We start from the raw sequence: 21,954 nt of genomic DNA on the forward strand, positions 1-21,954 counted from the left end.
GTCCGCTAGCGCTTAAGTCTCAGCAGTCGTCCTCGCCCAGGTCGATCGAGGTTCGGAGCAGGCGAATGTCGAGTTCCGGGTCACCGTCCTTGATCTGGACGATGCGCAAGGGCAGCCACTGGAAGTTCGCCGCGTGCCAGGAGTCGTAGTTGCGGCTGGAGCCTTCGCGCCGGAAGCGCTGCATGTGGATGGCGTCGAAGCAGCCGGCGGGGATGTCGACCGGCTCATGATCGAGGTAGAAAAAGTACTGATCCTCGATTTCGTCGCGCTCGATCACCCGGAACTTCAGATCCTGCCCGCGATTGGCCGGATCCTGCAGCGCCACCGCCAGCTGCAGGCGCAGGGTCAGGGAGTCGAGCAGATCTTCCTCCAGCTCAAGCTCAAACTCGCCTTCATGGGTCTGGGTGGCGGTGGTGCCGCGCTGCCAGTCGATTTCGTGCTGCCAGTAGCGGGTCCGCATCGGCGCGCGCGCGACCTGGCGATAGGTCAGCGGCACCACGTGGGCGTCGCGCCAGACGAACTGCGCCGATTCCTCGGCCGAGACCCGCAGCAGTTTGGCCAGCCGCGAGGTGGCGACGGTTTCGGTTGCGTAGCGCCAGATGCCGCCCTCGTCCTGGGCGAGACTGACGTGGACCTCGCCGATCTTGTCGCCGCGACGCAGAACCTCGTAGACCGCCTCATGCGCCGGCAGCGGGGCGCTGCCGGCCTCGGCTTCAGCCGCCAGCGCGCCGGTCGAGCAGCCGACCATCGTCAGAAAGATCGCGGCCCAGTACCAGCGGCGCAGAAAGCGTTTTGCCCTGTATTGAAATTGACTCATCGCGCGCTTCGACCGGATAGCGCAGCAATAGTGCCATGGTTGCCGGAAACAGGCGGTGCTCCAGCGGCAGCAGGCGCTCTGCCAGTTGGTCGGCGGTATCGCCGGGCTCCACCTTAAGGCGCACCTGGCTGATGACCGGGCCGCCGTCGAGCTCCGGGGTGACGAAATGGACGCTGGCGCCGTGCTCGCTCTCGCCGGCCGCGAGCACGCGCTGGTGGGTGTTCAGGCCGCGATGGCGCGGCAGCAGGGAGGGGTGGATATTGACCATGCGGCCGGCGTGGGCCTGAACAAAGCGCGCGCTGAGCACCCGCATGAACCCGGCCAGCACGATCCAGTGGGCGCCGCTTGCGGCGATGGCCTCGGCCAGGGCCTGCTCGAAAGTGGTCCGGTCCGGGTGTTGAGCGCGCGGCACGCAAAAGGTCTCGATGTCGTCATCGCGGGCCAGGCCCAGTCCGGCCGCGTCGGGCTGGTCGCTGACGACGGCGGCGATTTCTCCGTCCAGCCGCCCGTCGGCCTGGGCCTGTCTGAGGGCGCGGTAGTTGCTGCCGCGCCCGGACAACAGGACGACGATGCGCTGCGCGGACTTCTCGGTCATGCGGTGAAAATCACCCGTTCGCGGTCGTCGCAGCGGCGAACCCACCCGATGACGGGGGCCGGTTCGCCCAGCAGTTCGCCGATCCGGGGCGCGTCGCTTTGGGGGCAGACCAGGACGAAGCCGATGCCCAGGTTGAAGGTGCGGCGCATTTCGGCCGGTTCGATGTTGCCCGCGCGGGCCAGCCAGTCGAAGACCGCCGGGGCCTGCCAGCGGCCGGGGTCGATTTCGATGCCGAAACCGTCGGGCACGACGCGGATGATGTTTTCGGTCAGGCCCCCGCCGGTGATGTGGGCCATGCCGCGCAGGTCGATCTGGCCGATCAGTCGCCGGACGGCATCGACGTAAATGCGGGTCGGGCTCAGCAGTGCTTCACCCAGGCTTGAACCGTCGAACGGGGCATCGAGGCTTGCCTTGCTGCGCTCCAGCACGCGCCGGATCAGCGAGTAGCCGTTGCTGTGCGGCCCGCTGGCGGCCAGGCCGACGAGCACGCAGTCCTCGTCGATCAAGCGGCCGTCGATCAGCCCGTCGCGCTCGACGGCACCGACGGCGAAACCGGCCAGGTCGTATTCGCCCGCACCGTACATCCCCGGCATTTCGGCGGTCTCGCCGCCGATTAGGGCGCAGCCGGCCTGTCTGCAGCCTTCGGCCACGCCTGAGACCACCGCCGCTGCGGCATCGACCTCGAGCTTGCCGCAGGCGAAGTAGTCGAGGAAGAACAACGGCTCGGCGCCGCAGACCAGGATGTCGTTGACGCACATGGCGACCAGGTCGATGCCGATGGTGTCGTGCTGTGCGGCCTGGCGGGCCAGCAGCAGCTTGGTGCCGACCCCGTCGGTGCCCGAGACCAGGACCGGATCGCGATAGCGCTGGCCGAGATGAAACAGGCCGCCGAAGCCGCCCAGCCCGGTCAGCACCTCGGCCCGGCGGGTGGCCGCGACCAGGGGCTTGATGCGTTCGACCAGGGCGTTGCCGGCATCGATGTCGACACCGGAATCGCGATAGCTCAAAGAGGTGTTGTTGTCGTCGCTCACGAAGCGATCCTGCGGGATTCTGACCGCCTGCTATTGTGACCTATCGCCCGGGCCGGGGTCGGGCCCCTGTGGTATCTTTTCCCGACCTATGTCGATGCCCCGGTTCGTTGTGAATGTGCTGATTGTGCTGGTTGTGCTCCTCGCGACCGGCGCTGCTGGCGCGCGCGATCTCTACACCGGTGAGGCCCTTCTCGAGGATGCGCCGTCGGCCGAGCTTGATCCGCTGGCGCGGGCGCTGGAGCAGGTCCTGACCCGGCTCAGCGGCGTAACCGATGCGTCGCTGGTCGAACGCCTGGGTCTGAGCCGCGCCGACCTTCAGCTGCTGGTGCTCAGTCAGCAGCGGGTGCGGCGCGAGCGCCTGACAGCAGATGGTGCGGCCACCGTCGAGGAGTTGCGGCTGCAGGTGGACTTCGATCCCGATGCCGTCGACGCGCTGCTGGCCGAGCAGAATCTGCCTCGACTGGGCCGGGCGCGTCCATCCATCCTGCTCTGGCTCGCTCTGGAAGACGAGCAGGGCGTGCGTCTGGAGGCTGATGCCGTGCTGGAACAGAGCATTGCCCGTCAGGCCCGGCGACTGGGCCTGGACGTGCTTCGGCCGCTGGGCGATCTGCAGGACCTGTCCGAGATCGAGCCGATCGATATTCGCGGCGGTTTCGTCGAAGCGGCCGAGCCCTCCGCCGAGCGCTATGGCGCCGGCATGATCGCGATGCTGGATCTGCGTCAGGCCGGACCGGATTGGAGCGGTCGCTGGTTCTGGCGTCTGGAAGGGCGGGATGCCGGTCTGCAGACTCGCGCCGGGCAGCCGGAAGCGGTCGTGGCGCAGGGTCTGGAGGCTGTGCTCGGTTTCCTGGTGGATCGTTTCGGGCGGGTCGCGGGGAGCGACGACGGCGGCGTTCTTCGGCTTGTGGTCGAAGGCATCGAGGACGAAATCCAGTACGCGGAAGTGCTGCGCCACCTCGGCTCCCTGGGCCAGGTGGATGACGTGCAGGTGTTGGCCGCCCGCGGCCGCAGCATCGATTTCGAGTTGAGTCTCCGCCGCGCCGGGCTGGAGGATGCCCTGATGATCGGCGGCGTGCTGGATGTGGTGGAGCGCAGCCGCGATGGATCGCTGCGGGTGCGCCTGAAGCAGTGAACCTGACCTGGTTGCCCAACGCGCTCACCGTCGGTCGAATCCTGGCGGTGCCGCCGCTGGTGTTTCTGTTGTTGACCGATGCCTACGCGGCAGCCCTGGCGGTTGCGGTGTTTGCCGGCCTTTCGGATCTGCTCGACGGCTGGCTGGCGCGCAGGTTTGGCTGGCAGTCGCGCTTTGGCGGCCTGGCTGATCCGGCCGCCGACAAGCTCTTGATGACGGCCAGCTACCTGACCCTGGCGTGGCTGAGCTACCTGCCCTGGTGGCTGGTGACGCTGGTCATTTTTCGCGATCTGGTGATCGTCCTTGGCGGCTGGGTTTACCACCGTTTCTTCGAGCCGCTGGAAGCCGAACCCACCCAGCTGTCGCGCTTCAACACGTTCTGCCAGGTCTTTTTGATGTGGTACGTGCTCATTTACCTGGCCGGGTTTCCGCTCCCGCCCAACGGGCAGGTGGGTCTGGAATGGATGGTGGCGGTGATGGCCGGGGTCACGCTGGTGCAGTACGTCTGGCTCTGGAGCCTGAAGGCCGCCGCCGTCAGCCGCCGTCGTCGGGCAGACGGGTCGGAATGATGCTCAAGCCAGAGGCGAAAACCGGCCGCGCATGACCAGTGCTCAGATTCCGCTGGCCCTGAAGCCACCGCGCCGTCCGGGTTTCGAGAATTTCGTCGCCGGCCCCAACGCGGCGGTGGTCGATACGCTGGCGGCCGGGCTGGAGTCCGGCCAGTGGTACCTGCTCGCCGGGCCACCGGGTAGTGGCCGTACCCACCTGCTCTCGGCTTGTTTCGCCGGCCTGGTCCGGCGCGGCTTGGACGCGAAATTCATGGCCCTGGGGGCGAGCGCGCACTGGCCGCTGCTGGACCAGACCGACGGCGATTTCGTGCTGCTCGACGACATCGACGCGCTGGCCGGCGATCAAACCGGCGAGCGGCTGCTTTTTAACGCGCTCAACCGCTGGCGCGAACAGCGCAGCGGCGTGGTCATGAGCGGCGCCGGGCGTTCCGGCTTCGAGCTGCCCGACCTGGTCTCGCGCCTGGGTCAGGCCGTGCGCCTGACGCTCAAGCCGCTGGAGCAGGGCGATCTGCTCGCCCTGGTCCGACGCCTTGGCACCGAGCACGAGGTGGTGCTGGGGCGGGGTGCTGCCGACTACCTGATCACCCGCGGCCCGCGCAGCCCCGCCGGCTTGGTGCGGGTATTCGAGCAGCTGGTTGTTCGTGCCCTGAGCGAGCGAAGAACGCTTTCGGTTCCGCTGATCCGGGAGCAGCTGCAGCGCTGATCAATAGCTGTCCTGATGTACCCCGCGCATCGCACGGCCCGAGGGGTCGGCCATGTTGGCAAAGGCTTCGTCCCAGGCCAGGGCCTCGGGCGTGGAGCAGGCAATCGACGGTCCGGCGGGGACGGTCGCAGCGGCGGCCGATGAGGGGAAGTGGCGCTCGAAGATGCGCCGGTAGAGGTACTGTTCCTTGGTCAGCGGCGGGTTGAGCGGGAAGCGCTGGGGGGCCTCGGCGAGCTCGCGGTCGCTGACCTGTGACTCGGCGTGTTCCTTGAGCGCATCGATCCAGCCGTAGCCGACGCCGTCGGAGAACTGCTCTTTCTGGCGCCACAGGATCTCGTCGGGCAGCAGCCCCACACCGGCCTGGCGCAGGATGCCTTTTTCGGGCTTGCCGGGTCCGGCCATTTTGGCGGCCGGATCCATGCGCATCGCGGTTTCGAGAAATTCCAGGTCCAGGAATGGCACGCGCGCCTCCACGCCCCAGGCGGCCATGGACTTGTTGGCGCGCAGGCAGTCGTAGAGGTGCAGCTTGTCGATCTTGCGCACGGTTTCTGCGTGGAAGGCGCGCGCGTCGGGCGCCTTGTGGAAATACAAATAGCCGCCGAAGATCTCGTCGGCGCCTTCGCCCGACATCACCATCTTGATGCCCATGGCCTTGATCCGGCGGGCGAGCAGGAACATCGGCGTGGAGGCGCGGATGGTGGTGACGTCAAAGGTCTCGATATGACGAATGACGTCCTCGAGCGCGTCCAGGCCTTCCTGGATGGTGTAGTGGAATTCGTGGTGCAGGGTGCCGATGGCCCTGGCCGCCACGCGCGCCGCGGCCAGGTCGGGCGAGCCTGCCAGGCCGATGGCGAACGAGTGCAGGCGCGGCCACCAGGCCTGCTCGGTATCGTCGGACTCGATGCGCTTGTCGGCGTAGCGCTGGGCGATGGCGGCGACCAGCGAGGAGTCCAGTCCGCCCGAGAGCAGCACGCCGTAGGGCACGTCGCACATCAGCTGGCGATGCACGGCCTGCTCCAGCGCCGTGCGCAGCCCGGAAGCTTTTGCCGGCTCGTCGGCTTTGTCGAAGTCGCGCCAGTCCGGCTGGTACCAGCGCCGGATCTCGCCTTGTTCGGAGTCGAGCAGGTGGCCGGGTGGAAAGGCCTGGACCTGACGACACCATGGCTCGATCGCCTTCATCTCAGAGGCGACCCACAGCATGCCCTGATCGTCGCGGCCGTAGTACAGCGGCATCACGCCGATCGGATCGCGTGCGATCAGGTAGCGGCCGCGCGCTTCGTCCCACAGCACGAAGGCGTAAATGCCGTTGAGCTGGTTGAGAAAATCGGCGCCGTCGCGCTGGTACAGGGCGAGGATGACCTCGCAGTCCGAGCCGGTCTGGAATTGGAAATCCGGGCAGGTCTGGCGCAGTTCGCGGTGGTTGTAGATCTCGCCGTTGACGCCCAGGGCGACCTGACCATCGGGGCTGTAGAGAGGCTGGGCGCCGGAGTTGATGTCGACGATGGCCAGGCGCTCGTGGGCGATGATGGCCCGCGCACTGACGTGCACGCCGCTCCAGTCCGGGCCGCGATGGCGCTGCAGGCGCGAGGCCTGCAGCGCGGTCTGGCGCAAATCGCCGTGACCGGGCGGAAGATCGAACAGGCCGAGGATCGAGCACATGCGCCGGTTTTCCTTGTCGGGTTCAGTCCGCCAGCTCGAAGCGGAAGACCAGGTCGATGCCGGGCTCGCCGAGGTGAACGGCCTTGTAGACGTACTGATAGATCGAGGCCATCAACGCCATGGCTTCATCGGTTTCGTCGGTGTCGAAGTCGTCGGCCTGGGCTGCCTGGTCGGCCGGCAGGGCCGACAGGCCCAGCGCCATCAGGTCGGAATAGGCGGCCAGATCGACCCCGGCGGCGAAGATGCGGCCATCGGCATCGCCGGCGACCAGGGATTCGCTCAAGCCTTCGCTTTCGCCGATGGCCAGGCCCAGGGCGCTGTCGCTCAGGCCCAGCCAGGCCGGAATGTCCTCCAGGTTGGGCAACAGCCCGGCCGGAATTCGCTGCGGGTCTCCGCCGGGGCTAAGGTCCAGCGCCGCCAGTTCCGGCGAAAACATCTGGGCCATGCCGAGCATCATCTGCGGATTGCGCATGAACAGCGCAAGCTTGCCGACCACCGACTCGAGCGCGCCGTCTTCCATTTCCAGCGTGTCAAGGTGCATGCGCACGCCGTGCATGTTCGTCACCAGCGGCGGAATCGGCCGGTTCATGGCCAGCTGCCAGTCGGGTGCCTGTTCGGCCACGTCGCTGAACAGGTGGCACTGGGGCGGATTGTCGATCCAGCCGGCGACCAGCTCGCGGCCAAAATCGCGCGCGGCGATCAGGTTGAAGGCGATGCCGGCGCTGACCAGGCCGGCGCGCTCGAGGTCCAGCGACAGCGGACTGTCGGCCATGGGGGCCAGGCGCAGCCCGAAGCCCGGTTCGGTCTCCAGCCGCGTCAGAACCGTCATCGAGTTTGCGTCTGCGGCCGTGGTGCCGAAACTCTGGCGCGGAAAGGTGCGCGTGAGCGCGCCGAGTTCGGCGCGGCAGGCCTGGTCGTCGGCAACGGCGCCGAGCGGGCCTTCGGCGCGGGCTTGGACGAGAAGTTCGTCCTCGCCGTCGAGCAGCAGGTCAAGAACGCGCTGAAAGTCGATGTAGCCGGCGCTATCTGCGCGAAAGCCGCGGGCGGCGTTGAAGGCCTCGACCTGAGCCGATTCCAGCGCGGGTTCGGCCTGGTCGATATTGGCGACGCGCCGCAGCAGCTCGGGTCGGTCGGCGACCAGCCCAAGGGTCAGGAAGCTGGCGTCGTGGTGGATCGCCAGGCCGACTTCGCCGAGGTCGTGCCAGATCACGGTCTGATCGACGACCTGCCGGCGGCTAAATTCGGTCTCGGCTTCGGCCTCGATGCGCGCGACCGCGGCTTCGAAGGCATCCTGATCGCTGAGCTGCCAGTGCACGACAGGAAAGATTCCGACCGTATGCATGCCGGCAACGCCGGTGATTTCGATACCGCGCTCGGCCCAGGCTTCGGGAGAATCCAGTTCTCCGAGTTCATCGATCAGGGCACGGAGCAGCGGATCCTCCGTTTCTTCGGCCATTTCCTCATAGGCGTTTTCGTTGAGCTCGCTGGCCATGTCCATGCGCGCCCAGAGCTGTTCCAGCAGCGCCTGCGGCAGCGGCTCGAGGCTGAGCCAGAGCATGGCCGGCTCGGCGTCGATCCGGGCCAGCAGTTGATCGACCAGTCCGGGGGCGACCGGCGCGGCGGCGGTGGACTCGGTGGCCGGAGCAGAGGCGGCGTTTTCGACGCCAGCGTCCGTGGCATCGTTACCGCAGGCGGCAAGAAGGAGAGCGGTCAAGCAGATGATGAGGCGGTTCATGAGGCAGGCTCCGTGGGGTACGGATATAGTGTTATATAACAGTAACACAGTTGTCAAGCGTGGCCGGCCCTGTAAACCAGGCCGGCCGGGTCGCTTAACCCAGTGACTTGATCCCGGCAATCAGCTGTTGTGACACCTTTTGCGCATCGCCGTAGAGCATGCGGGTGTTGTCTTCGAAAAACAGCAAGTTCTCGATCCCGGAGAAACCCGTGCCCTGGCCGCGCTTGATCACGATGCAGTTGCGGGCCTTGTCGACATCGAGAATGGGCATGCCGAAGATCGGGCTGGACGGATCCTTGCGCGCGGCCGGATTGACCACGTCGTTGGCGCCGATCACCAGCGCGACATCGGTGTTCGGGAACTGGGCGTTGACGTCTTCGAGGTCTTCGATCATTTCGTAGTCGACCCCGGCTTCGGCCAGCAGCACGTTCATGTGGCCGGGCATGCGGCCTGCCACCGGGTGAATGGCGAAGATCACCTTGACCCCGCGGCTCATCAGCAGCTCGGTCATCTCCCAGATCTTGTGCTGGGCCTGGGCGACCGCCAAACCGTAGCCCGGCACGATGATCACTTTTTCGGCGTAGGCGAGCTGGATGGCGGCGTCGGTGGCGTCGATCGAGCGCATCTCGCCGGTGGCCTCGCCGCCGCCGGCGTCTTCGTCGGCCTTGCCAAAGCCGGCGAACAGCACGTTGGTCAGCGAGCGGTTCATCGCCTTGGCCATGAGCTGGGTCAGCATGGTGCCGGCCGCGCCGACCACGATGCCGGCAATCATGAGCGCGGGAATTTCGAGCACGAAGCCCTTGAAGCCTACCGCCAGGCCGGTCAGCGCGTTGTACAGCGAGATGATCACCGGCATGTCGGCCCCGCCGATGGGGATGGTGATCAGAATGCCGGCGGCCAGCGCAAAGCCGAAGAACAGGACCAGCAGGAACGGACTGGGCCCAGCCACGAAAATGATCAGCGCGAGCAGGATGGTGATGCCAAAAACCACCAGGTTGATCAGCTGCTGTTTCGGGAAGCGCCAGGTTTTGCGCAGCCACCCCTGCAGCTTGGCAAAGGCCACCAGCGATCCGGAAAACGCGATCGAGCCGATGATGGCGCCGAAACTGGCCACCAGCAGCGTGGTCGTTGCCATGTCGGACTGGCCGGAGTGCATTTTCAAAAGCTCCACCCCGGCAATGGCCGCCGCCGAGCCGCCGCCCATGCCGTTGTACAGGGCAATCATCTGCGGCATGTCGGTCATGGCCACGATCCGCGCCCACCACCAGGCCAGCCCCGAGGCCGAGACCAGCGCGATCAGCATCAGGCCGTAGTTGCCCTCGACCTTGGGATGAATGAAGGTCACCAGCACGGCCAGCAGCATGGCGATGCCCGCCCAGATCATGCCCTGGCGGGCGGTGACCGGCGAGCTCATGCCCTTGAGGCCGTAGATGAACATGACCGCGGCGGCAAAGTAGGCCGCGGGGACGATGAATTCGGCGCCTGGAATCATGGATTTCAGCCCTTGTCCTTGGTCTTGTCGGAAGACTTGAACATCTCCAGCATGCGATCGGTGACCACGTAGCCGCCAACGGCGTTGCCGGCGCCGAGAAAGACGGCAATGAAGCCGACCACGATCTCAGCGGTGGTGTCGGCCATGCCGAGCACGACCATGCCCCCGACCACGACGATGCCGTGGATGAAGTTCGAGCCCGACATCAGCGGGGTGTGGAGGATGGCCGGCACCCGGCGAATCACCTCGATCCCGGTGAACGCCGCCAGCATGAAGATATACAGTGCAATCCAGCCTTCCATTATTGGTCTCCTGACGACTTGAATTTCTCATGCACGACCTTGCCGCCGTGGGCGAGCAGGCAGCCGGCGATGACTTCGTCTTCGGCATCAACCACCAGCTCGCCGTCCTTGATCATCAGCGCCAGCAGGTTGTTGATGTTCTTGGCGTACATCTCCGAGGCATGCAGCGGCGCCTTGCTGGGCAGGTTGGTCGGCCCGACGATCAGCACGCCGCTGGCATCAACGGTCTCGCCGGCCTGGGTCAGTTCGCAGTTGCCGCCGGTCTCGGCGGCGATGTCGACGATGACGCTGCCGGGCTGCATGCCGCTGACCATGGCCTCGGTGATAATTTTCGGCGCCGGCCGGCCGGGAATGGCCGCCGTCGATATGACCACGTCGGCGCGGGCCAGGTGGCGCGCCAGGGCCTCGGCCTGCTGGGCGCGCTCATCGTCGGTCAGCTCGCGCGCGTAGCCGCCCTCGGTCTCGGCGTCGACGCCGGTGTCGATCATCTTCGCGCCCAGCGATTCGACCTGCTCGCGGGCGGCGGCGCGGATGTCGTAGGCCTCGACCTGGGCACCCAGGCGGCGGGCGGTGGCGATGGCCTGCAGGCCGGCCACGCCGGCCCCGATGACCACGGCCTTGGCCGGTCGCAAGGTGCCGGCAGCGGTGGTCAGCATCGGGAACAGTCGGGGGGCGACGTCGGCGGCGATGATCACCGCCTTGTAGCCAGCCACCGTGGCCTGCGAGGACAAAACATCCATGGCCTGGGCGCGAGTGATGCGCGGCACCAACTCCATGCTGACCAGCGAGACACCGGCTTTGGCGGCCTTTTCGAGCTGGTCGAAATCAGCGTAAGGTGACAGGCTGCCGATCACCAGCGCGCCCTCGGGCAGGGCGTCGAGCACTTCGGCCGGCGGCCGGCGCACGCTCAGCAACACCTGGCAGCCCGCCGCAACCTTGGCGGCGCTGTCGACAATCTCGACGTCCTTCCAGACCTCGTCCGGGTGACCGGCCTGCGCGCCGGCGCCGCTTTCCAGCAGCACCTTGTGTCCGGCCTGGGTCAGCTTGCCGACCGTCGGCGGATCCAGCGCAACACGCCGCTCGCCGTCAGCCGACTCCTTGATGATCCCGATGCTGATGCTCATGACACACACCTTGAAAGTCAGCGCTGAGTGTAGCCGGTGGCCGTGGCCATCGCAATTCAAGTTGCGATTTGGCGGCGAATCGCGGCCAGTCTGTCGGCGGTACCGACGTCCGACCAGATGCCCTGGTAAAGCTCGCCGGTCAGGGATTCGTTTTCCATGGCCTGCTCAAAGACCGGGCGCAGCGCCAGTCGACCCGGCGCCAGGCCATGAAACAAGGCCGGATGCAGTAGCGCGAGGCCGGAGAAGGTGAATGCCGGCGCCCCGTTGACCAGCCGGCTTTGAGCGTCGAGCGCGAAATCTCCCTGCTCATGATGAGCGGGATTTTCGACCAGCACCAGGTGGCCCAGGCCCTGCAGTGGTCGGCTGCGCAGCCGGTCTAGCGGGTAGTCGCAGAATACGTCCGCGCTGATCATCAAAAACGGCTGATTGCCCAGCAGCGGCAGAGCGTGGATGATGCCGCCGGCGGTTTCCAGCGCGCCGGCCGGCTCGCGCGAGTAGGCGATGTCCACGCCAAACGACGATCCGTCGCCCAGCGCCTGTTCGATCTGCTCCCCGAGCCAGGCGAGGTTGACCACGACCTGGTCGAAACCGGCGCCTGCCAGGCGTTCGAGATGGTGCGCGATCAGCGGCTTGCCGCCGACCTCGATCAGGGGCTTCGGGGTGCGGTCGGTCAGCGGGCGCAGGCGCTCGCCGCGCCCGGCAGCCAGAATCATGGCCTTCATTGGCGCAGGCGTCTTCGCGCCCGCCAGGCCGAGAGCAGGCTTTGCAGCGGCGCCAACTCCGGGTTGCGGGCGATGGCCTGGTCCAGATAGGTGAAAAAGCGCGGGGTATCTTCCAGGTAGGCCGGTTTGCCGTCGCGGTAGCGAATGCGGGCGAAGATGCCGATGACCTTGAGGTGGCGCTGGACGCCCATGAAGTCGCAGGTCCGGCGCCACAGCTCGGCCGACTCGGGCAGCGCCAGGCCGTCTTTGCGACCGGCCACGCGGTAGTCCTCCAGCCAGGCGTCGACCCGCGCCTGCGGCCAGCTCAAGAAAGCGTCGCGAAACAGGCACACCGGGTCGTAGCTGATCGGGCCGAGCACGGCGTCCTGGAAATCGATGATGCCGGGGTTGGGGTCGCTTACCAGCAGGTTGCGCGGCATGAAGTCGCGATGGCAGAACACCTGCGGCTGGTCCTGGGCCCAGCGGATCAGCAGGGCGCAAACGTGGTCCCAGGCGTCGAGTTCGTCGTCGGTCGGTTCGATCTGCCAGTGATGGGCCAGAAACCAGTCCGGGAACAGGGCCAGTTCCTGCAGCAGCCGGGCCGGATCGTAGAGGGGCAGGCCCGCGCTTGCGACCCGGGTCTGCATGGATCGCAGGGCGGCCAGCGCATCGCCGAACAGGCTGTCGGCGTTGTCGCTTTTGAGCACCTGATGGTAGGGCCGCGGCCCCAGGTCTTCGAGCAAGACGAACCCCTGCTCGACGTCGGCAGCGTGGATGTCCGGGGCATGCAGGTCTTCGGCGTGCAGGCGAGCGGCAACGTCGAGAAAGGCCGTGACCGGCTCTTTTTCCGGCGGTGCGTCCATCACCACCACGGAACGGTCCTCCGAGACGAGCCGGTAGTAGCGGCGGAAGCTGGCGTCGGACGAGATGGCCGCCGACTGCCAGGCGGTCCAGCCAAGCACGTCAGCGGCCCACGACTCGGCGCTTTGACGTCGCGAGGGCACGGTCACCGTTTGAACCCCGTGCGCTCGGAAAACTCGGTGCCGGCGGCCCATTGCCACGCGGTCATCCAGGCCGGCAAGGTCTTGCCCATCTGCGCGGCGAAATGCCGGACCTTCGGAACCAGCTTGGCGAGACTTTCTTCCTCGTCTTCTGCCAGGCCTTTCTGTCTGTCGATCATGCGTGTGAAGTCCTCGCGCAGCCAGGCCGGAAGCTGATCCTGTTCGAGATCATTCAGGGTCGCGCCAATATTGCGCGCGGCATCGGCGCGTCTTTGCACGACGTAACGGCGGAGGTCGTTGAGCAGAGCCGGGTGCTGCATTTCTGCCAGCCCCTGGAGCCATTCGGCCAACACGCGGGTTCTGGCCAGCGAGTCATCGGGCATTTTCACGTCGGCCAGATCTTCGATTCCGGCGCTGACATAGCCGACAACGCTGGCGCCCTGCCGCTGCGACAGGTTGTCGGTGGTCCACTGTCTCGGCGAATCGAGCCGATGGGGAAGCATCCAGGGGAGAGCGCAGCAAGGCGTGCCCGGATAGAGGTATCGAATGCCGACGCCGAAGAGCAGGTCTTCTCCTCTGCCCTTGGCCGGCACCGGCAGAAGCATCTCGCGATTATCGACGCCGGTCAGCGTTGTGGTCATCAGCGAGACGCTGGAAGCAATCTGTGTTTCCGATGTGCTTCGCGCGACCCGCCGGCCGAGCGCAAGCTGGTGATAACGCTCTCGGGAGGCAAACCAGGGTTTGAGCTGCCGGGCGGGCAGGGTATAGAGCCACATCATGCCGCCCGTCCCCGAATCGCCCAGCGTGCCGTTGGTGGTCAGACGGATGCGCGGCCGCAGGGTGAAGTCATGGATCATCTGCGGGGACAAATCAGCCAGGAGATGACCATTCTGCAGGCCGTGGCGTGCGGCGATCGCGGCCACGGGGTGTCCCAGCATGCCGTCATGCGCCATGATCGGGTTGAGATCAAGCCGGGGATATTGTTCGGTCTCGGGTTTGTTCGGGTCCGGAAAACGCACCTCGAACTCGTGAGCGACGCGCAAGCTGAGCTTGTCCTCGGGCGTCTGCAGCGCATAGGGGTCCAGGGTTGCGTCATCATCGATCATGAGAAAGCGTTCGCCGGCGGTCAGCAAAAGCGCGAGATTGAGGTTGGCCCCGTAACTCGCCTCGGGGTCATCCTCGTCACCTTCAATGATCCACTGCAGATGCCGTGTCTCCACCCCGGCACGCGCGGCAAAGCTTGTTGTCAGTTGGCGGCGGGTTTGCCGGTCTATGTGAAAAATCTCTGCATCGAGGCGAGTTTCAAATTTCCGTAGAACGTCTGCCGTCGCTGCCATTGACTCTTTGCTGCGAGCATCATCCAGTACCAGGATGCGCCGGAGGCCGGTTCCTTCTGTCTTTCCGGCGAGGCTGGCCAGCAGGCGTTCAAGATCCCGCGGACGGTTACAGGTGCGAATGCACAGGGACTCAATCGGAGCCGGCGCGACATCTTCGGCGGTCTGCTTTGAGCCCAGGCCCTGGTAAACGCTTTGCTCATCCTGCAACAGGCCACGCTCGACCAGGCCTTCGAGCCCCTGGCGGACTGCGGGCTGCTGCTCGGCGGGCAAGCCAAAGGTGCGCATCACTGAAGCAGCGTGCTCGTCGAGGCTCTTGAACTCGCTGCAGTGGGCAAGCATCTGCGCGTAGAACAGCGGGGCTTGAACCGTGGATCGCGCGCCGGCCGCCAGGATGATTGTTTCCTCTCCGAGCGGCTGGGCTTCAAAGGGTCTGGCGATGTAGCGAGACCTCGTCCCGGCGCCATGTCCGGGAATGGTAAAGCTGAATGAAAAGTTGTCGCTGTTCATGGTCTGACTGTCAACGGGCCCTGACGGCCATTTTCACACGACTGTCGTGCCGGTATCAGACCAGAATGTCCAGGGTTTCTCGTGCCGCTGGATCAGTTTTGGGAAGAGCGCAGGCGCGCCCAGTAGGCGAGCCGGCGCGAGATCTCGCGCTCAAAGCCGCGTTCGACCGGCTGATAGTAGTGCTGGCGCGGCAGTTCATCGGGGAAATAGTCCTGGCCGGAAAAACCGCTGTCGGTGTCGTGGTCGTAGGCGTACCCCTGGCCGTATCCCAGCTCCGCCATCAGGCGCGTGGGGGCATTCAGGATATGGGCCGGCGGCATCAGCGAGCCGTGCTGCTCGGCGCTCCTGCGCGCCTGCTTCCAGGCACGATAGGCGGCGTTGGACTTGGGCGCGGTGGCCAGGTAGATCACGGCCTGGACCAGTGCCAGTTCGCCTTCCGGGGCCCCCAGCAGGTGCCAGGCATCGCGCGCGGCCAGGGCGTGGCGCAGCGCGTCGGGGTCGGCCAGGCCGATGTCTTCGCTGGCAAACCGGATCAACCGTCGGGCGATGTAGAGCGGGTCTTCGCCGCCGGCGACCATACGCGCCAGCCAGTAGAGCGCGGCATCGGCGTCCGAGCCGCGCAGCGATTTGTGCAGGGCCGAGATCAGGTTGTAGTGGCCCTCGCGATCCTTGTCGTGGGCTGGCGCGCGCCGCTGCACCAGACGCAGCAACGCCGTTGGATCGATGACTTCGGCGGGGCTGGAAGCGATCTGCTCGATCATGTTGAACAGGTAGCGTCCGTCGCCGTCGGCCAGGGTGATCAGCATCTCGCGTGCTTCTGCGGTCAGAGGCAGGGGATGGCCCAGCGCGGTTTCGGCTCGCCCCAGCAGGGTTTCCAGGGCGGCCGCATCCAGTCGGCGCAGCACCAGGACGCGCAGGCGCGACAGCAGCGCGCCGTTGAGTTCGAAGGACGGATTTTCGGTGGTCGCGCCCACCAGGATGACCGTGCCGTCTTCGACGTAAGGCAGGAACCCGTCCTGCTGGGCCCGATTGAAGCGGTGAATTTCGTCGACGAACAGCAGCGTACCCTGGCCGGCCGCGCGCCGCTCGCGCGCACGGGCAAACAGCTTGCGCAGGTCGGCCACGCCGGAAAAGATCGCCGAGATGGGCTCGAAGTGGAGATCACCGACGCCGGCGAGCAGCCGGGCCAGGGTGGTCTTGCCGGTGCCCGGTGGTCCCCAGAACACCAGCGACTGCAGGCGGCCGGTCTCCAGCATGCCGTGCAAGGGGCCCTCTTCGCCGAGCAGGTGAGACTGTCCGACCACCTCGTCAAGATGGCTGGGTCGAAGCAGGTCGGCCATTGGCTGGGTCGTGCTCATGCTGAATTCATACCAATTTGGTCTTGTTTCGTTGACGCCTCGAACGCATAATATAAATGCGCTGCAGCGGGCCCGAACGGCCCGACCACAAATTCGCGGCGCGATTGAGGAGGCAACCGTTTTGCCATGCTGAGAATCAGCAAACTGACCGACTACGCCACCGTGCTGCTGGCGGCGCTCGCCCAGCGCGAGGAAAACTGCGTGCCGGCCAGCCAGCTTGCCGAAGAGACGCGGCTGGAGCTGCCAACGGCGGCCAAGGTGCTCAAGACGCTGGCCAAGTCAGGTCTGGTGCGCTCGGTACGCGGCGTCAACGGTGGCTATCAGCTGGTTCGGTCCCCGGACCAGACCTCGGTGGCGGCCATCGTGCGCGCCATGGAAGGCCCGATCGCGTTGACCGAGTGCAGCCTGGAGCCGGGGTTGTGCGCGCACGAGTCGCAGTGCACGTTGCGAGGCAACTGGCAGCGCATCGGCCAGGCGGTGGAACAGGCGCTGGAGCGGTTGACGCTGCGCGATCTGTACCAGCCGCTCGGCAGCGATCCGGCAGTGACGCCGGTTGCGACATTCAAGATCATGTAAGCCCGAATTTCCGGAAGGTCTTTTTTATGAACCAGACAGCACAGCAAGTCGAGCAGGTCATCCAGCAACGCTACAAGGCCGGCTTTTACACCGACATCGATTCCGACCGCATCCGCGCCGGACTGGACGAGGAAATCGTCGCCATGATTTCGGCCAAGAAAAATGAGCCGGAATGGTTGCTGGAATGGCGTCTGAAAGCGTTTCACCACTGGCAGACCATGGTCGGCCCGAACTGGGCTCATCTGAATCTGCCGCCGATCGACTTCCAGAACATCCATTATTACGCCGCGCCCAAGCAGAAGGACCGGCCGAAAAGCCTGGACGAGGTCGATCCGAAGCTGCTCGAGACGTTCGACAAGCTGGGCGTGCCGCTGCACGAGCGCGCGCGCCTGGCCGGCGTGGCGGTGGATGCCGTGTTCGATTCGGTCTCGGTCGGCACGACCTTCCAGAAGGAGCTCAAGGAAGCCGGCGTCATCTTCTGCAGCTTCTCCGAGGCGGTTCAGGATCACCCCGACCTGGTGCGCGAGTACCTGGGCTCGGTCGTGCCCTACACCGATAATTACTTCGCCGCGCTGAATTCGGCCGTGTTCTCGGACGGCTCGTTCGTCTATATCCCGAAAGACACGCGCTGCCCGATGGAGTTGTCGACTTATTTCCGAATCAATGCCCGCGACACGGGGCAGTTCGAGCGCACCCTCATCGTGGCGGAGCCGGGCAGCCATGTCAGCTATCTCGAGGGCTGTACTGCGCCGATGCGCGACGAGAATCAGCTGCACGCCGCGGTTGTTGAACTGGTCGCGCTGGAAAAGGCACAGATCAAGTACTCGACGGTCCAGAACTGGTACCCGGGCGACGAGAACGGCAAGGGTGGCATCTACAACTTTGTGACCAAGCGGGGCGATTGCCGGGAAGACGATTCGCGTATTTCCTGGACCCAGGTCGAGACCGGGTCGGCGATTACCTGGAAATATCCCTCCTGCGTGCTGCGGGGCGATCGCTCGGCCGGGGAGTTCTACTCGGTGGCTCTGACCCACAACCACCAGCAGGCCGATACCGGGACCAAGATGATCCACCTGGGGAAAAACACCACCTCCAAGGTCATCTCCAAGGGCATCTCGGCCGGAAAAAGCAACAACAGCTATCGCGGCCTGGTGCGCATGGCCAAGCGGGCGCACGACGCGCGCAACTACACCCAGTGCGATTCCCTGCTGATCGGCAAGACGTGTGGGGCGCATACCTTCCCCTACATCGAGTCGGCCAATGCGTCGGCGAAAATCGAGCACGAAGCCACGACTTCGCGCATCGGCGAAGACCAGCTGTTCTACTGCCGCTCGCGCGGGCTGGACGAGGAAGACGCCGTGGCGATGATCGTCGACGGCTTCTGCAAGGAAGTCTTCAAGGAGCTGCCGATGGAGTTTGCCGTCGAGGCCAAGGCGCTGCTGGAAATCTCGCTCGAAGGAGCGGTGGGTTAAGGACATGAAACCGCAGAGGAACGCCGATGATCGCGGATTTGAGTCCGCGGTCACGGCTGCTGACTCTGCGGTGTTGGCACTGCGGCGCGAACGGCTGCCGTTAGAAAACTTTATCTGCGTTAATCCGCGTTTATCTGTGGTTGAATTAAAAAATGTTGAAAATCAGTAATCTGCACGTCGCCATCGACGACAAGGAAATCCTCAAGGGCGTAGACCTGGAGATCGGGCCAGGCGAGCTGCATGCCATCATGGGCCCGAACGGGTCGGGCAAGTCCACCCTGGGCTATGCCCTGGCCGGCCGCGAAGGCTACGACATCACCGCCGGATCGGTCGAATTCGAAGGCGAAGACCTGGCCGAAATGGAGCCCGAAGAACGGGCTGCCGCGGGGCTTTTCCTGGCGTTTCAGTATCCGGTCGAGATTCCGGGCGTGAACAACGCTTACTTTTTGCGCGCTGCACTCAACGCCCAGCGCAAGGCGCGCGGTGAGGAAGAAATCGATTCGATGAACTTTCTCAAGGCGGTCCGCGAATCGCTCAAAAGCCTGAAGATGGACGAGGCGCTGCTCAAGCGCGCGGTCAACGAAGGCTTCTCGGGCGGCGAGAAAAAGCGCAACGAGATCGTCCAGATGGCGGTTCTGCAGCCGAAGCTGGCGGTGCTTGATGAAACCGACTCCGGTCTGGACATCGACGCATTGAAGCTGGTCGCTGAGGGCATCAACGCCCAGCGCGACGGCAAGCGCTCGTTTCTGGTCATCACGCACTATCAGCGCCTGCTCGATTACCTCACCCCCGATCGTGTTCACGTGCTGTCCGACGGGCGGGTCGTCGAGAGCGGCGGTGAGGAGCTGGCCGAGCGCCTCGAAGCCGAAGGCTACGCGTTTCTTGAAGAAGGCAGTGAGGCCTGATCATGTCGGCGATCCTGGAACAACTGGCACCGGAATCGACACTGGCCGATGACCGCTATGCAGACATCCGCCGGCGCGCCCATCAGCGCCTGATGCAGCATGGTTTTCCCGATCTCAAGACCGAGGCCTGGAAGTACACCTCGCTCAAGCTGCTGGAAAAGCGTGAGCTGTCCACGGCCAGTGGCGATGTCGTTGCCTCGCCCGAAGCGCTGCCTTTTTCCGCCGATGTCATTCGTTTCGACGGTGGCCTGGTCGACGAAGCGCCCACCAATCTGCCGGCCGGCGTGCGCCTGGAGCCGATCGATCCGGTCGAGCTGGTCAACCTCGACTACGGCGACCGGGCCGGGGCCATGGCATGGCTCAACCTGGCGCGCTTCGAACAGGCCTGGAAACTGGTGATCGAATCCGTGCTCGACCGGCCACTGGTGCTGGCCATGACCCTGCCGGAAGGGTTTTCCGCCAGCGTCCATCCGCGGCTGAAGATCGAGGTGGCGAGCGGCGCCGAGGCGGTCCTGATCGAGCAGCAGCGCGATCACGGCGAGGGTCTTGTCAACATCGTTCAGGACATCGAGCTGCAGCGCGGCGCCCGGCTCCGGCACGTCATCAGCCGTCGCAACGCGGGGTCGGTCTGGGTACAGCGCACGCGTGTGTCGGTGGCCGCCGACGCTGACTACCGCTGCTGCGCGCTGGAACTGGCGGGCCGCCTCGTCCGCCAGGACCTGGCCGTGCACCTGCTCGAGGATGGCGCCAACGGTGAAATCGACGGGGTTGCTTTCGTTGATTCTCGCCAGCACGTGGACTGGCACACGGCCATCGACCACGAAGTCGGTCACACCAACAGCCGCGAGTCTTTCCGCATCCTGGCTGACGGCAGCGGCGTGGGCGTCTTCAACGGCCGCATTCACATCCAGCGGGGCGCCGACGACAGCCACTCCGATCTCAACACCGCCAACCTGCTGCTGAGCGAGAACGCACGGATCAACACCAAGCCGGAGCTTGAGATCTACGCCGAGGAGGTCACCGCAAGCCATGGTGCAACGATCGGTCAGCTCGAGGATTCGGCCCTGTTCTACCTGCGCTCGCGCGGTCTGCCGGTCGACCAGGCGATGGCCTTGCTGAAATTCGGTTTTGCCGCCGCGCCGCTGGAGCAGGCCCAGCCTGCAGCGGTGCGTGAGTGGCTTAACGCGGACCTCCACTCGGTGCTGTGATGGGTTCGGCCGCTCCAGTAAGCGTTGTCGGCGACGGCGTTCGAGATCCGCTCGACGTGATGCGGCTGCGCGAGCAGTTTCCGGTGCTGGCGCGCGAAGTACACGGCAAGCCGCTGGTCTATTTCGACAATGCCGCCACGGTGCAGCGGCCGTTGGCCGTGATCGAGGCCATGGATGATTTCTACCGGCGCTACAACGCCAACGTCCACCGCGGCGTCCATCAGCTTTCGGTCGAAGCCTCGGAAGCGTTCGAGCAGTCGCGCGAAGACGTCCGGCGCTTTCTTAATGCGGCCTCGGAGCGCGAGATCGTGTTTACCCGCGGGACCACCGAGGCGGTCAACCTGGTCGCCAACAGCTACCTGCAACCGCGCCTGAAGCCCGGCGACGAAATCCTGATTACGCACATGGAGCATCACGCCAACATCGTGCCCTGGCAGATGCTGTGCGAGCGCACGGGTGCAGTGCTCAAGGTCGCCCCCATCAATCAGCGCGGTGAGCTGATGCTCGACGCCATGGCCGAGATGATCAGCGAGCGAACAAAGCTGATCGGCGTGGTTCACGTCTCAAACGCGCTCGGTACGGTCAATCCGGTGGCCGAGGTCTGCGCGCTGGCGTCACCGCACGGCATTCCGGTCCTGGTCGACGGCGCGCAGGCCACGCCGCACGAGGTCGTGGACGTGCAGGCCCTGGGCTGCGATTTCTACTGTCTGTCGGCGCACAAGATGTATGGTCCGACCGGGATCGGTGCGCTGTGGGCGCGCGAAGCGCTGCTTGAGGACATGCCGCCCTGGCAAGGCGGTGGCGAGATGATCCAGTGGGTCAGTTTCGAGGGCACCACTTACAACGACATCCCTCACCGCTTCGAGGCCGGTACTCCCAATATCTCCGGCGCGATTGGCCTGGGCGCTGCCATTCGCTGGCTCGAGGAGACCGGCATCGAGCGCATGAAGGCCCACGAGCAGCGCTTGCTGAAGCTGGCCACCGACAAGATGACGGAGATCGACGGGTTGACCATCATCGGCCAGGCGGCCGCAAAGGGCCCGGTGATCTCGTTTACCCTTGACGGCGTCCATCCCAACGATCTGGGCACCATCATCGATCATCACGGCGTGGCGCTGCGCACCGGCCACCACTGCGCCATGCCGGTCATGCAGTTCTTCGGCGTGCCGGCCACCGCTCGGGTGTCTTTTGCCGCCTATAACCTGCACGCCGAAATCGATGTATTCCTCAAGGGCCTGGAGCAGGCCCGCCAGATGCTGGCCTGAGCGAGGCACGGCGTAGAATATCGAGCCATGGCGCTCGATCGGCTTTACCAGCAGGTCATTCTCGACCACAATCGCTGCCCTCGGCACTTCGGTCGTCTGGCTGGCGCCACCCACAGCGCCCGGGGCCGAGACGGGTTATGCGGAGACGACATCCTGGTTGAACTCCGGGTTTCTGAAGGCCGGGTCAAGGAGGCGATGTTCTCCGGCACGGCATGCGCCATCACCACCGCCAGTGCCTCGATGCTGATGGAGTGGCTGGCGGGCCGAAGCGCCGTCGCCGTCGAGGAAGCCGGCGAGCGCTTCCGTCAGCTGCTCGGCAATGCCAGCCTGCCCGACGACCCGGTACTGGGCGAGATCAATTGTCTGCGCGCCGTTGGCCAATTCCCGGCGCGCGTGCGCAACGCGCGCCTGCCCTGGCAAACCGTTGTCAAGGCACTGTCGAGCAAGGCCTGAGCGACCCGGGCA

21 protein-coding genes are annotated in these 21,954 nt (G+C 65.4%); 9 read left to right on the top strand and 12 right to left on the bottom strand.

All coding sequences use genetic code 11. The features are described from left to right. Positions 1-19: 19 nt before the first annotated feature. The 3 genes from G3I74_RS12495 to purM are packed head-to-tail and all read right to left on the bottom strand — an operon-like array spanning position 20 to position 2,443. Positions 20-817: a DUF3108 domain-containing protein gene (locus tag G3I74_RS12495; protein ID WP_164211942.1), complete on the bottom strand. Its 798-nt coding sequence runs from the start codon at positions 815-817 to the stop codon at positions 20-22. After that, positions 714-1,412, bottom strand: coding sequence for a phosphoribosylglycinamide formyltransferase (purN, locus tag G3I74_RS12500; protein ID WP_164211943.1), 699 nt, complete (start codon positions 1,410-1,412; stop codon positions 714-716). Before purN ends, G3I74_RS12495 begins: the two co-directional genes overlap by 104 nt. Further along, positions 1,409-2,443, bottom strand: coding sequence for a phosphoribosylformylglycinamidine cyclo-ligase (gene purM, locus G3I74_RS12505; protein ID WP_164211944.1), 1,035 nt, complete (start codon positions 2,441-2,443; stop codon positions 1,409-1,411). The genes purN and purM overlap by 4 nt, the downstream gene beginning before the upstream one ends. Before the next feature lie 94 nt (positions 2,444-2,537). Here purM and G3I74_RS12510 point away from each other — a divergent pair, with 94 nt between their 5' ends. From G3I74_RS12510 to G3I74_RS12520, 3 genes are read left to right on the top strand one after another with little or no spacing between them, the layout of a single operon-like run. Next, complete coding sequence (locus G3I74_RS12510) at positions 2,538-3,575, top strand: DUF2066 domain-containing protein (protein WP_203594730.1); 1,038 nt, start codon at positions 2,538-2,540, stop codon at positions 3,573-3,575. Continuing rightward, positions 3,572-4,144 (top strand): CDP-alcohol phosphatidyltransferase family protein, encoded by a 573-nt coding sequence (locus tag G3I74_RS12515; RefSeq protein WP_164211946.1) that lies wholly within the window; start codon positions 3,572-3,574, stop codon positions 4,142-4,144. Before G3I74_RS12510 ends, G3I74_RS12515 begins: the two co-directional genes overlap by 4 nt. A gap of 31 nt (positions 4,145-4,175) precedes the next feature. Beyond that, positions 4,176-4,847 carry an HdaA/DnaA family protein gene (locus G3I74_RS12520; RefSeq protein WP_164211947.1) on the top strand — a complete coding sequence of 224 codons (672 nt, stop codon included), beginning with the start codon at positions 4,176-4,178 and terminating at the stop codon, positions 4,845-4,847. On the opposite strand, the gene asnB is transcribed toward G3I74_RS12520, so the two are convergent. From asnB to G3I74_RS12565, 9 genes are all read right to left on the bottom strand, one after another. Continuing rightward, positions 4,848-6,506, bottom strand: a complete 1,659-nt coding sequence (asnB, locus tag G3I74_RS12525) for an asparagine synthase B (protein WP_164211948.1) — start codon at positions 6,504-6,506, stop codon at positions 4,848-4,850. It abuts the gene before it with no gap. 22 nt (positions 6,507-6,528) lie between these two features. Further along, complete coding sequence (locus tag G3I74_RS12530; RefSeq protein ID WP_164211949.1) at positions 6,529-8,241, bottom strand: hypothetical protein; 1,713 nt, start codon at positions 8,239-8,241, stop codon at positions 6,529-6,531. Between the two features lie 94 nt (positions 8,242-8,335). Further along, positions 8,336-9,733, bottom strand: coding sequence for an NAD(P)(+) transhydrogenase (Re/Si-specific) subunit beta (locus G3I74_RS12535; protein ID WP_164211950.1), 1,398 nt, complete (start codon positions 9,731-9,733; stop codon positions 8,336-8,338). Positions 9,734-9,738: 5 nt separating this feature from the next. After that, positions 9,739-10,035: an NAD(P) transhydrogenase subunit alpha part 2 gene (locus G3I74_RS12540; RefSeq protein ID WP_164211951.1), complete on the bottom strand. Its 297-nt coding sequence runs from the start codon at positions 10,033-10,035 to the stop codon at positions 9,739-9,741. Continuing rightward, complete coding sequence (locus tag G3I74_RS12545) at positions 10,035-11,159, bottom strand: NAD(P) transhydrogenase subunit alpha (protein WP_164211952.1); 1,125 nt, start codon at positions 11,157-11,159, stop codon at positions 10,035-10,037. Before G3I74_RS12545 ends, G3I74_RS12540 begins: the two co-directional genes overlap by 1 nt. 56 nt (positions 11,160-11,215) lie before the next feature. After that, positions 11,216-11,881, bottom strand: a complete 666-nt coding sequence (murU, locus tag G3I74_RS12550; RefSeq protein ID WP_203594731.1) for an N-acetylmuramate alpha-1-phosphate uridylyltransferase MurU — start codon at positions 11,879-11,881, stop codon at positions 11,216-11,218. Continuing rightward, the gene (locus tag G3I74_RS12555) at positions 11,878-12,864 is read right to left on the bottom strand and encodes a phosphotransferase (protein ID WP_164211953.1); all 987 of its coding nucleotides are present in this window, start codon (positions 12,862-12,864) and stop codon (positions 11,878-11,880) included. The genes murU and G3I74_RS12555 overlap by 4 nt, the downstream gene beginning before the upstream one ends. Positions 12,865-12,866: 2 nt before the next feature. Further along, complete coding sequence (locus G3I74_RS12560; protein WP_164211954.1) at positions 12,867-14,705, bottom strand: hypothetical protein; 1,839 nt, start codon at positions 14,703-14,705, stop codon at positions 12,867-12,869. Positions 14,706-14,797: 92 nt separating this feature from the next. After that, complete coding sequence (locus G3I74_RS12565; RefSeq protein WP_164211955.1) at positions 14,798-16,063, bottom strand: replication-associated recombination protein A; 1,266 nt, start codon at positions 16,061-16,063, stop codon at positions 14,798-14,800. A 126-nt stretch (positions 16,064-16,189) separates the two neighbouring features. Here G3I74_RS12565 and G3I74_RS12570 point away from each other — a divergent pair, with 126 nt between their 5' ends. The 6 genes from G3I74_RS12570 (at position 16,190) to sufU (ending at position 21,942) form a co-directional block, all read left to right on the top strand. Beyond that, positions 16,190-16,639 (top strand): SUF system Fe-S cluster assembly regulator, encoded by a 450-nt coding sequence (locus G3I74_RS12570; protein ID WP_164211956.1) that lies wholly within the window; start codon positions 16,190-16,192, stop codon positions 16,637-16,639. 26 nt (positions 16,640-16,665) lie between these two features. After that, on the top strand, positions 16,666-18,111 hold the full coding sequence (sufB, locus tag G3I74_RS12575) for a Fe-S cluster assembly protein SufB (RefSeq protein ID WP_164211957.1): 1,446 nt from the start codon (positions 16,666-16,668) through the stop codon (positions 18,109-18,111). A 152-nt stretch (positions 18,112-18,263) separates the two neighbouring features. Beyond that, the gene (gene sufC / locus G3I74_RS12580) at positions 18,264-19,016 is read left to right on the top strand and encodes a Fe-S cluster assembly ATPase SufC (RefSeq protein WP_164211958.1); all 753 of its coding nucleotides are present in this window, start codon (positions 18,264-18,266) and stop codon (positions 19,014-19,016) included. Between the two features lie 2 nt (positions 19,017-19,018). Next, a complete protein-coding gene (locus G3I74_RS12585; RefSeq protein ID WP_164211959.1) occupies positions 19,019-20,224 on the top strand; it encodes a SufB/SufD family protein in 1,206 nt (401 codons plus the stop codon). Then, the gene (locus tag G3I74_RS12590; RefSeq protein ID WP_164211960.1) at positions 20,224-21,489 is read left to right on the top strand and encodes an aminotransferase class V-fold PLP-dependent enzyme; all 1,266 of its coding nucleotides are present in this window, start codon (positions 20,224-20,226) and stop codon (positions 21,487-21,489) included. The genes G3I74_RS12585 and G3I74_RS12590 overlap by 1 nt, the downstream gene beginning before the upstream one ends. A 27-nt stretch (positions 21,490-21,516) precedes the next feature. Beyond that, positions 21,517-21,942, top strand: coding sequence for a Fe-S cluster assembly sulfur transfer protein SufU (sufU, locus tag G3I74_RS12595; protein WP_164211961.1), 426 nt, complete (start codon positions 21,517-21,519; stop codon positions 21,940-21,942). The last annotated feature ends 12 nt before the right edge of the window (positions 21,943-21,954 follow it).

Origin of the sequence: Wenzhouxiangella limi (assembly GCF_010499265.1) — a bacterium.
In the GTDB taxonomy this organism is placed as follows: Bacteria; Pseudomonadota; Gammaproteobacteria; order Xanthomonadales; family Wenzhouxiangellaceae; genus Wenzhouxiangella; species Wenzhouxiangella limi.

Bases quoted from the DNA above. Each gene is read 5' to 3' on its own strand.
- G3I74_RS12495 (WP_164211942.1), bottom strand. From the start codon at position 817: ATGAGTCAATTTCAATACAGGGCAAAACGCTTTCTGCGCCGCTGGTAC.
- purN (WP_164211943.1), bottom strand. From the start codon at position 1,412: ATGACCGAGAAGTCCGCGCAGCGCATCGTCGTCCTGTTGTCCGGGCGC.
- G3I74_RS12510 (WP_203594730.1), top strand. From the start codon at position 2,538: ATGCCCCGGTTCGTTGTGAATGTGCTGATTGTGCTGGTTGTGCTCCTC.
- G3I74_RS12520 (WP_164211947.1), top strand. From the start codon at position 4,176: ATGACCAGTGCTCAGATTCCGCTGGCCCTGAAGCCACCGCGCCGTCCG.
- asnB (WP_164211948.1), bottom strand. From the start codon at position 6,506: ATGTGCTCGATCCTCGGCCTGTTCGATCTTCCGCCCGGTCACGGCGAT.
- G3I74_RS12530 (WP_164211949.1), bottom strand. From the start codon at position 8,241: ATGAACCGCCTCATCATCTGCTTGACCGCTCTCCTTCTTGCCGCCTGC.
- G3I74_RS12535 (WP_164211950.1), bottom strand. From the start codon at position 9,733: ATGATTCCAGGCGCCGAATTCATCGTCCCCGCGGCCTACTTTGCCGCC.
- G3I74_RS12540 (WP_164211951.1), bottom strand. From the start codon at position 10,035: ATGGAAGGCTGGATTGCACTGTATATCTTCATGCTGGCGGCGTTCACC.
- G3I74_RS12545 (WP_164211952.1), bottom strand. From the start codon at position 11,159: ATGAGCATCAGCATCGGGATCATCAAGGAGTCGGCTGACGGCGAGCGG.
- murU (WP_203594731.1), bottom strand. From the start codon at position 11,881: ATGAAGGCCATGATTCTGGCTGCCGGGCGCGGCGAGCGCCTGCGCCCG.
- G3I74_RS12560 (WP_164211954.1), bottom strand. From the start codon at position 14,705: ATGAACAGCGACAACTTTTCATTCAGCTTTACCATTCCCGGACATGGC.
- G3I74_RS12565 (WP_164211955.1), bottom strand. From the start codon at position 16,063: ATGAGCACGACCCAGCCAATGGCCGACCTGCTTCGACCCAGCCATCTT.
- G3I74_RS12570 (WP_164211956.1), top strand. From the start codon at position 16,190: ATGCTGAGAATCAGCAAACTGACCGACTACGCCACCGTGCTGCTGGCG.
- sufB (WP_164211957.1), top strand. From the start codon at position 16,666: ATGAACCAGACAGCACAGCAAGTCGAGCAGGTCATCCAGCAACGCTAC.
- sufC (WP_164211958.1), top strand. From the start codon at position 18,264: ATGTTGAAAATCAGTAATCTGCACGTCGCCATCGACGACAAGGAAATC.
- G3I74_RS12585 (WP_164211959.1), top strand. From the start codon at position 19,019: ATGTCGGCGATCCTGGAACAACTGGCACCGGAATCGACACTGGCCGAT.
- G3I74_RS12590 (WP_164211960.1), top strand. From the start codon at position 20,224: ATGGGTTCGGCCGCTCCAGTAAGCGTTGTCGGCGACGGCGTTCGAGAT.
- sufU (WP_164211961.1), top strand. From the start codon at position 21,517: ATGGCGCTCGATCGGCTTTACCAGCAGGTCATTCTCGACCACAATCGC.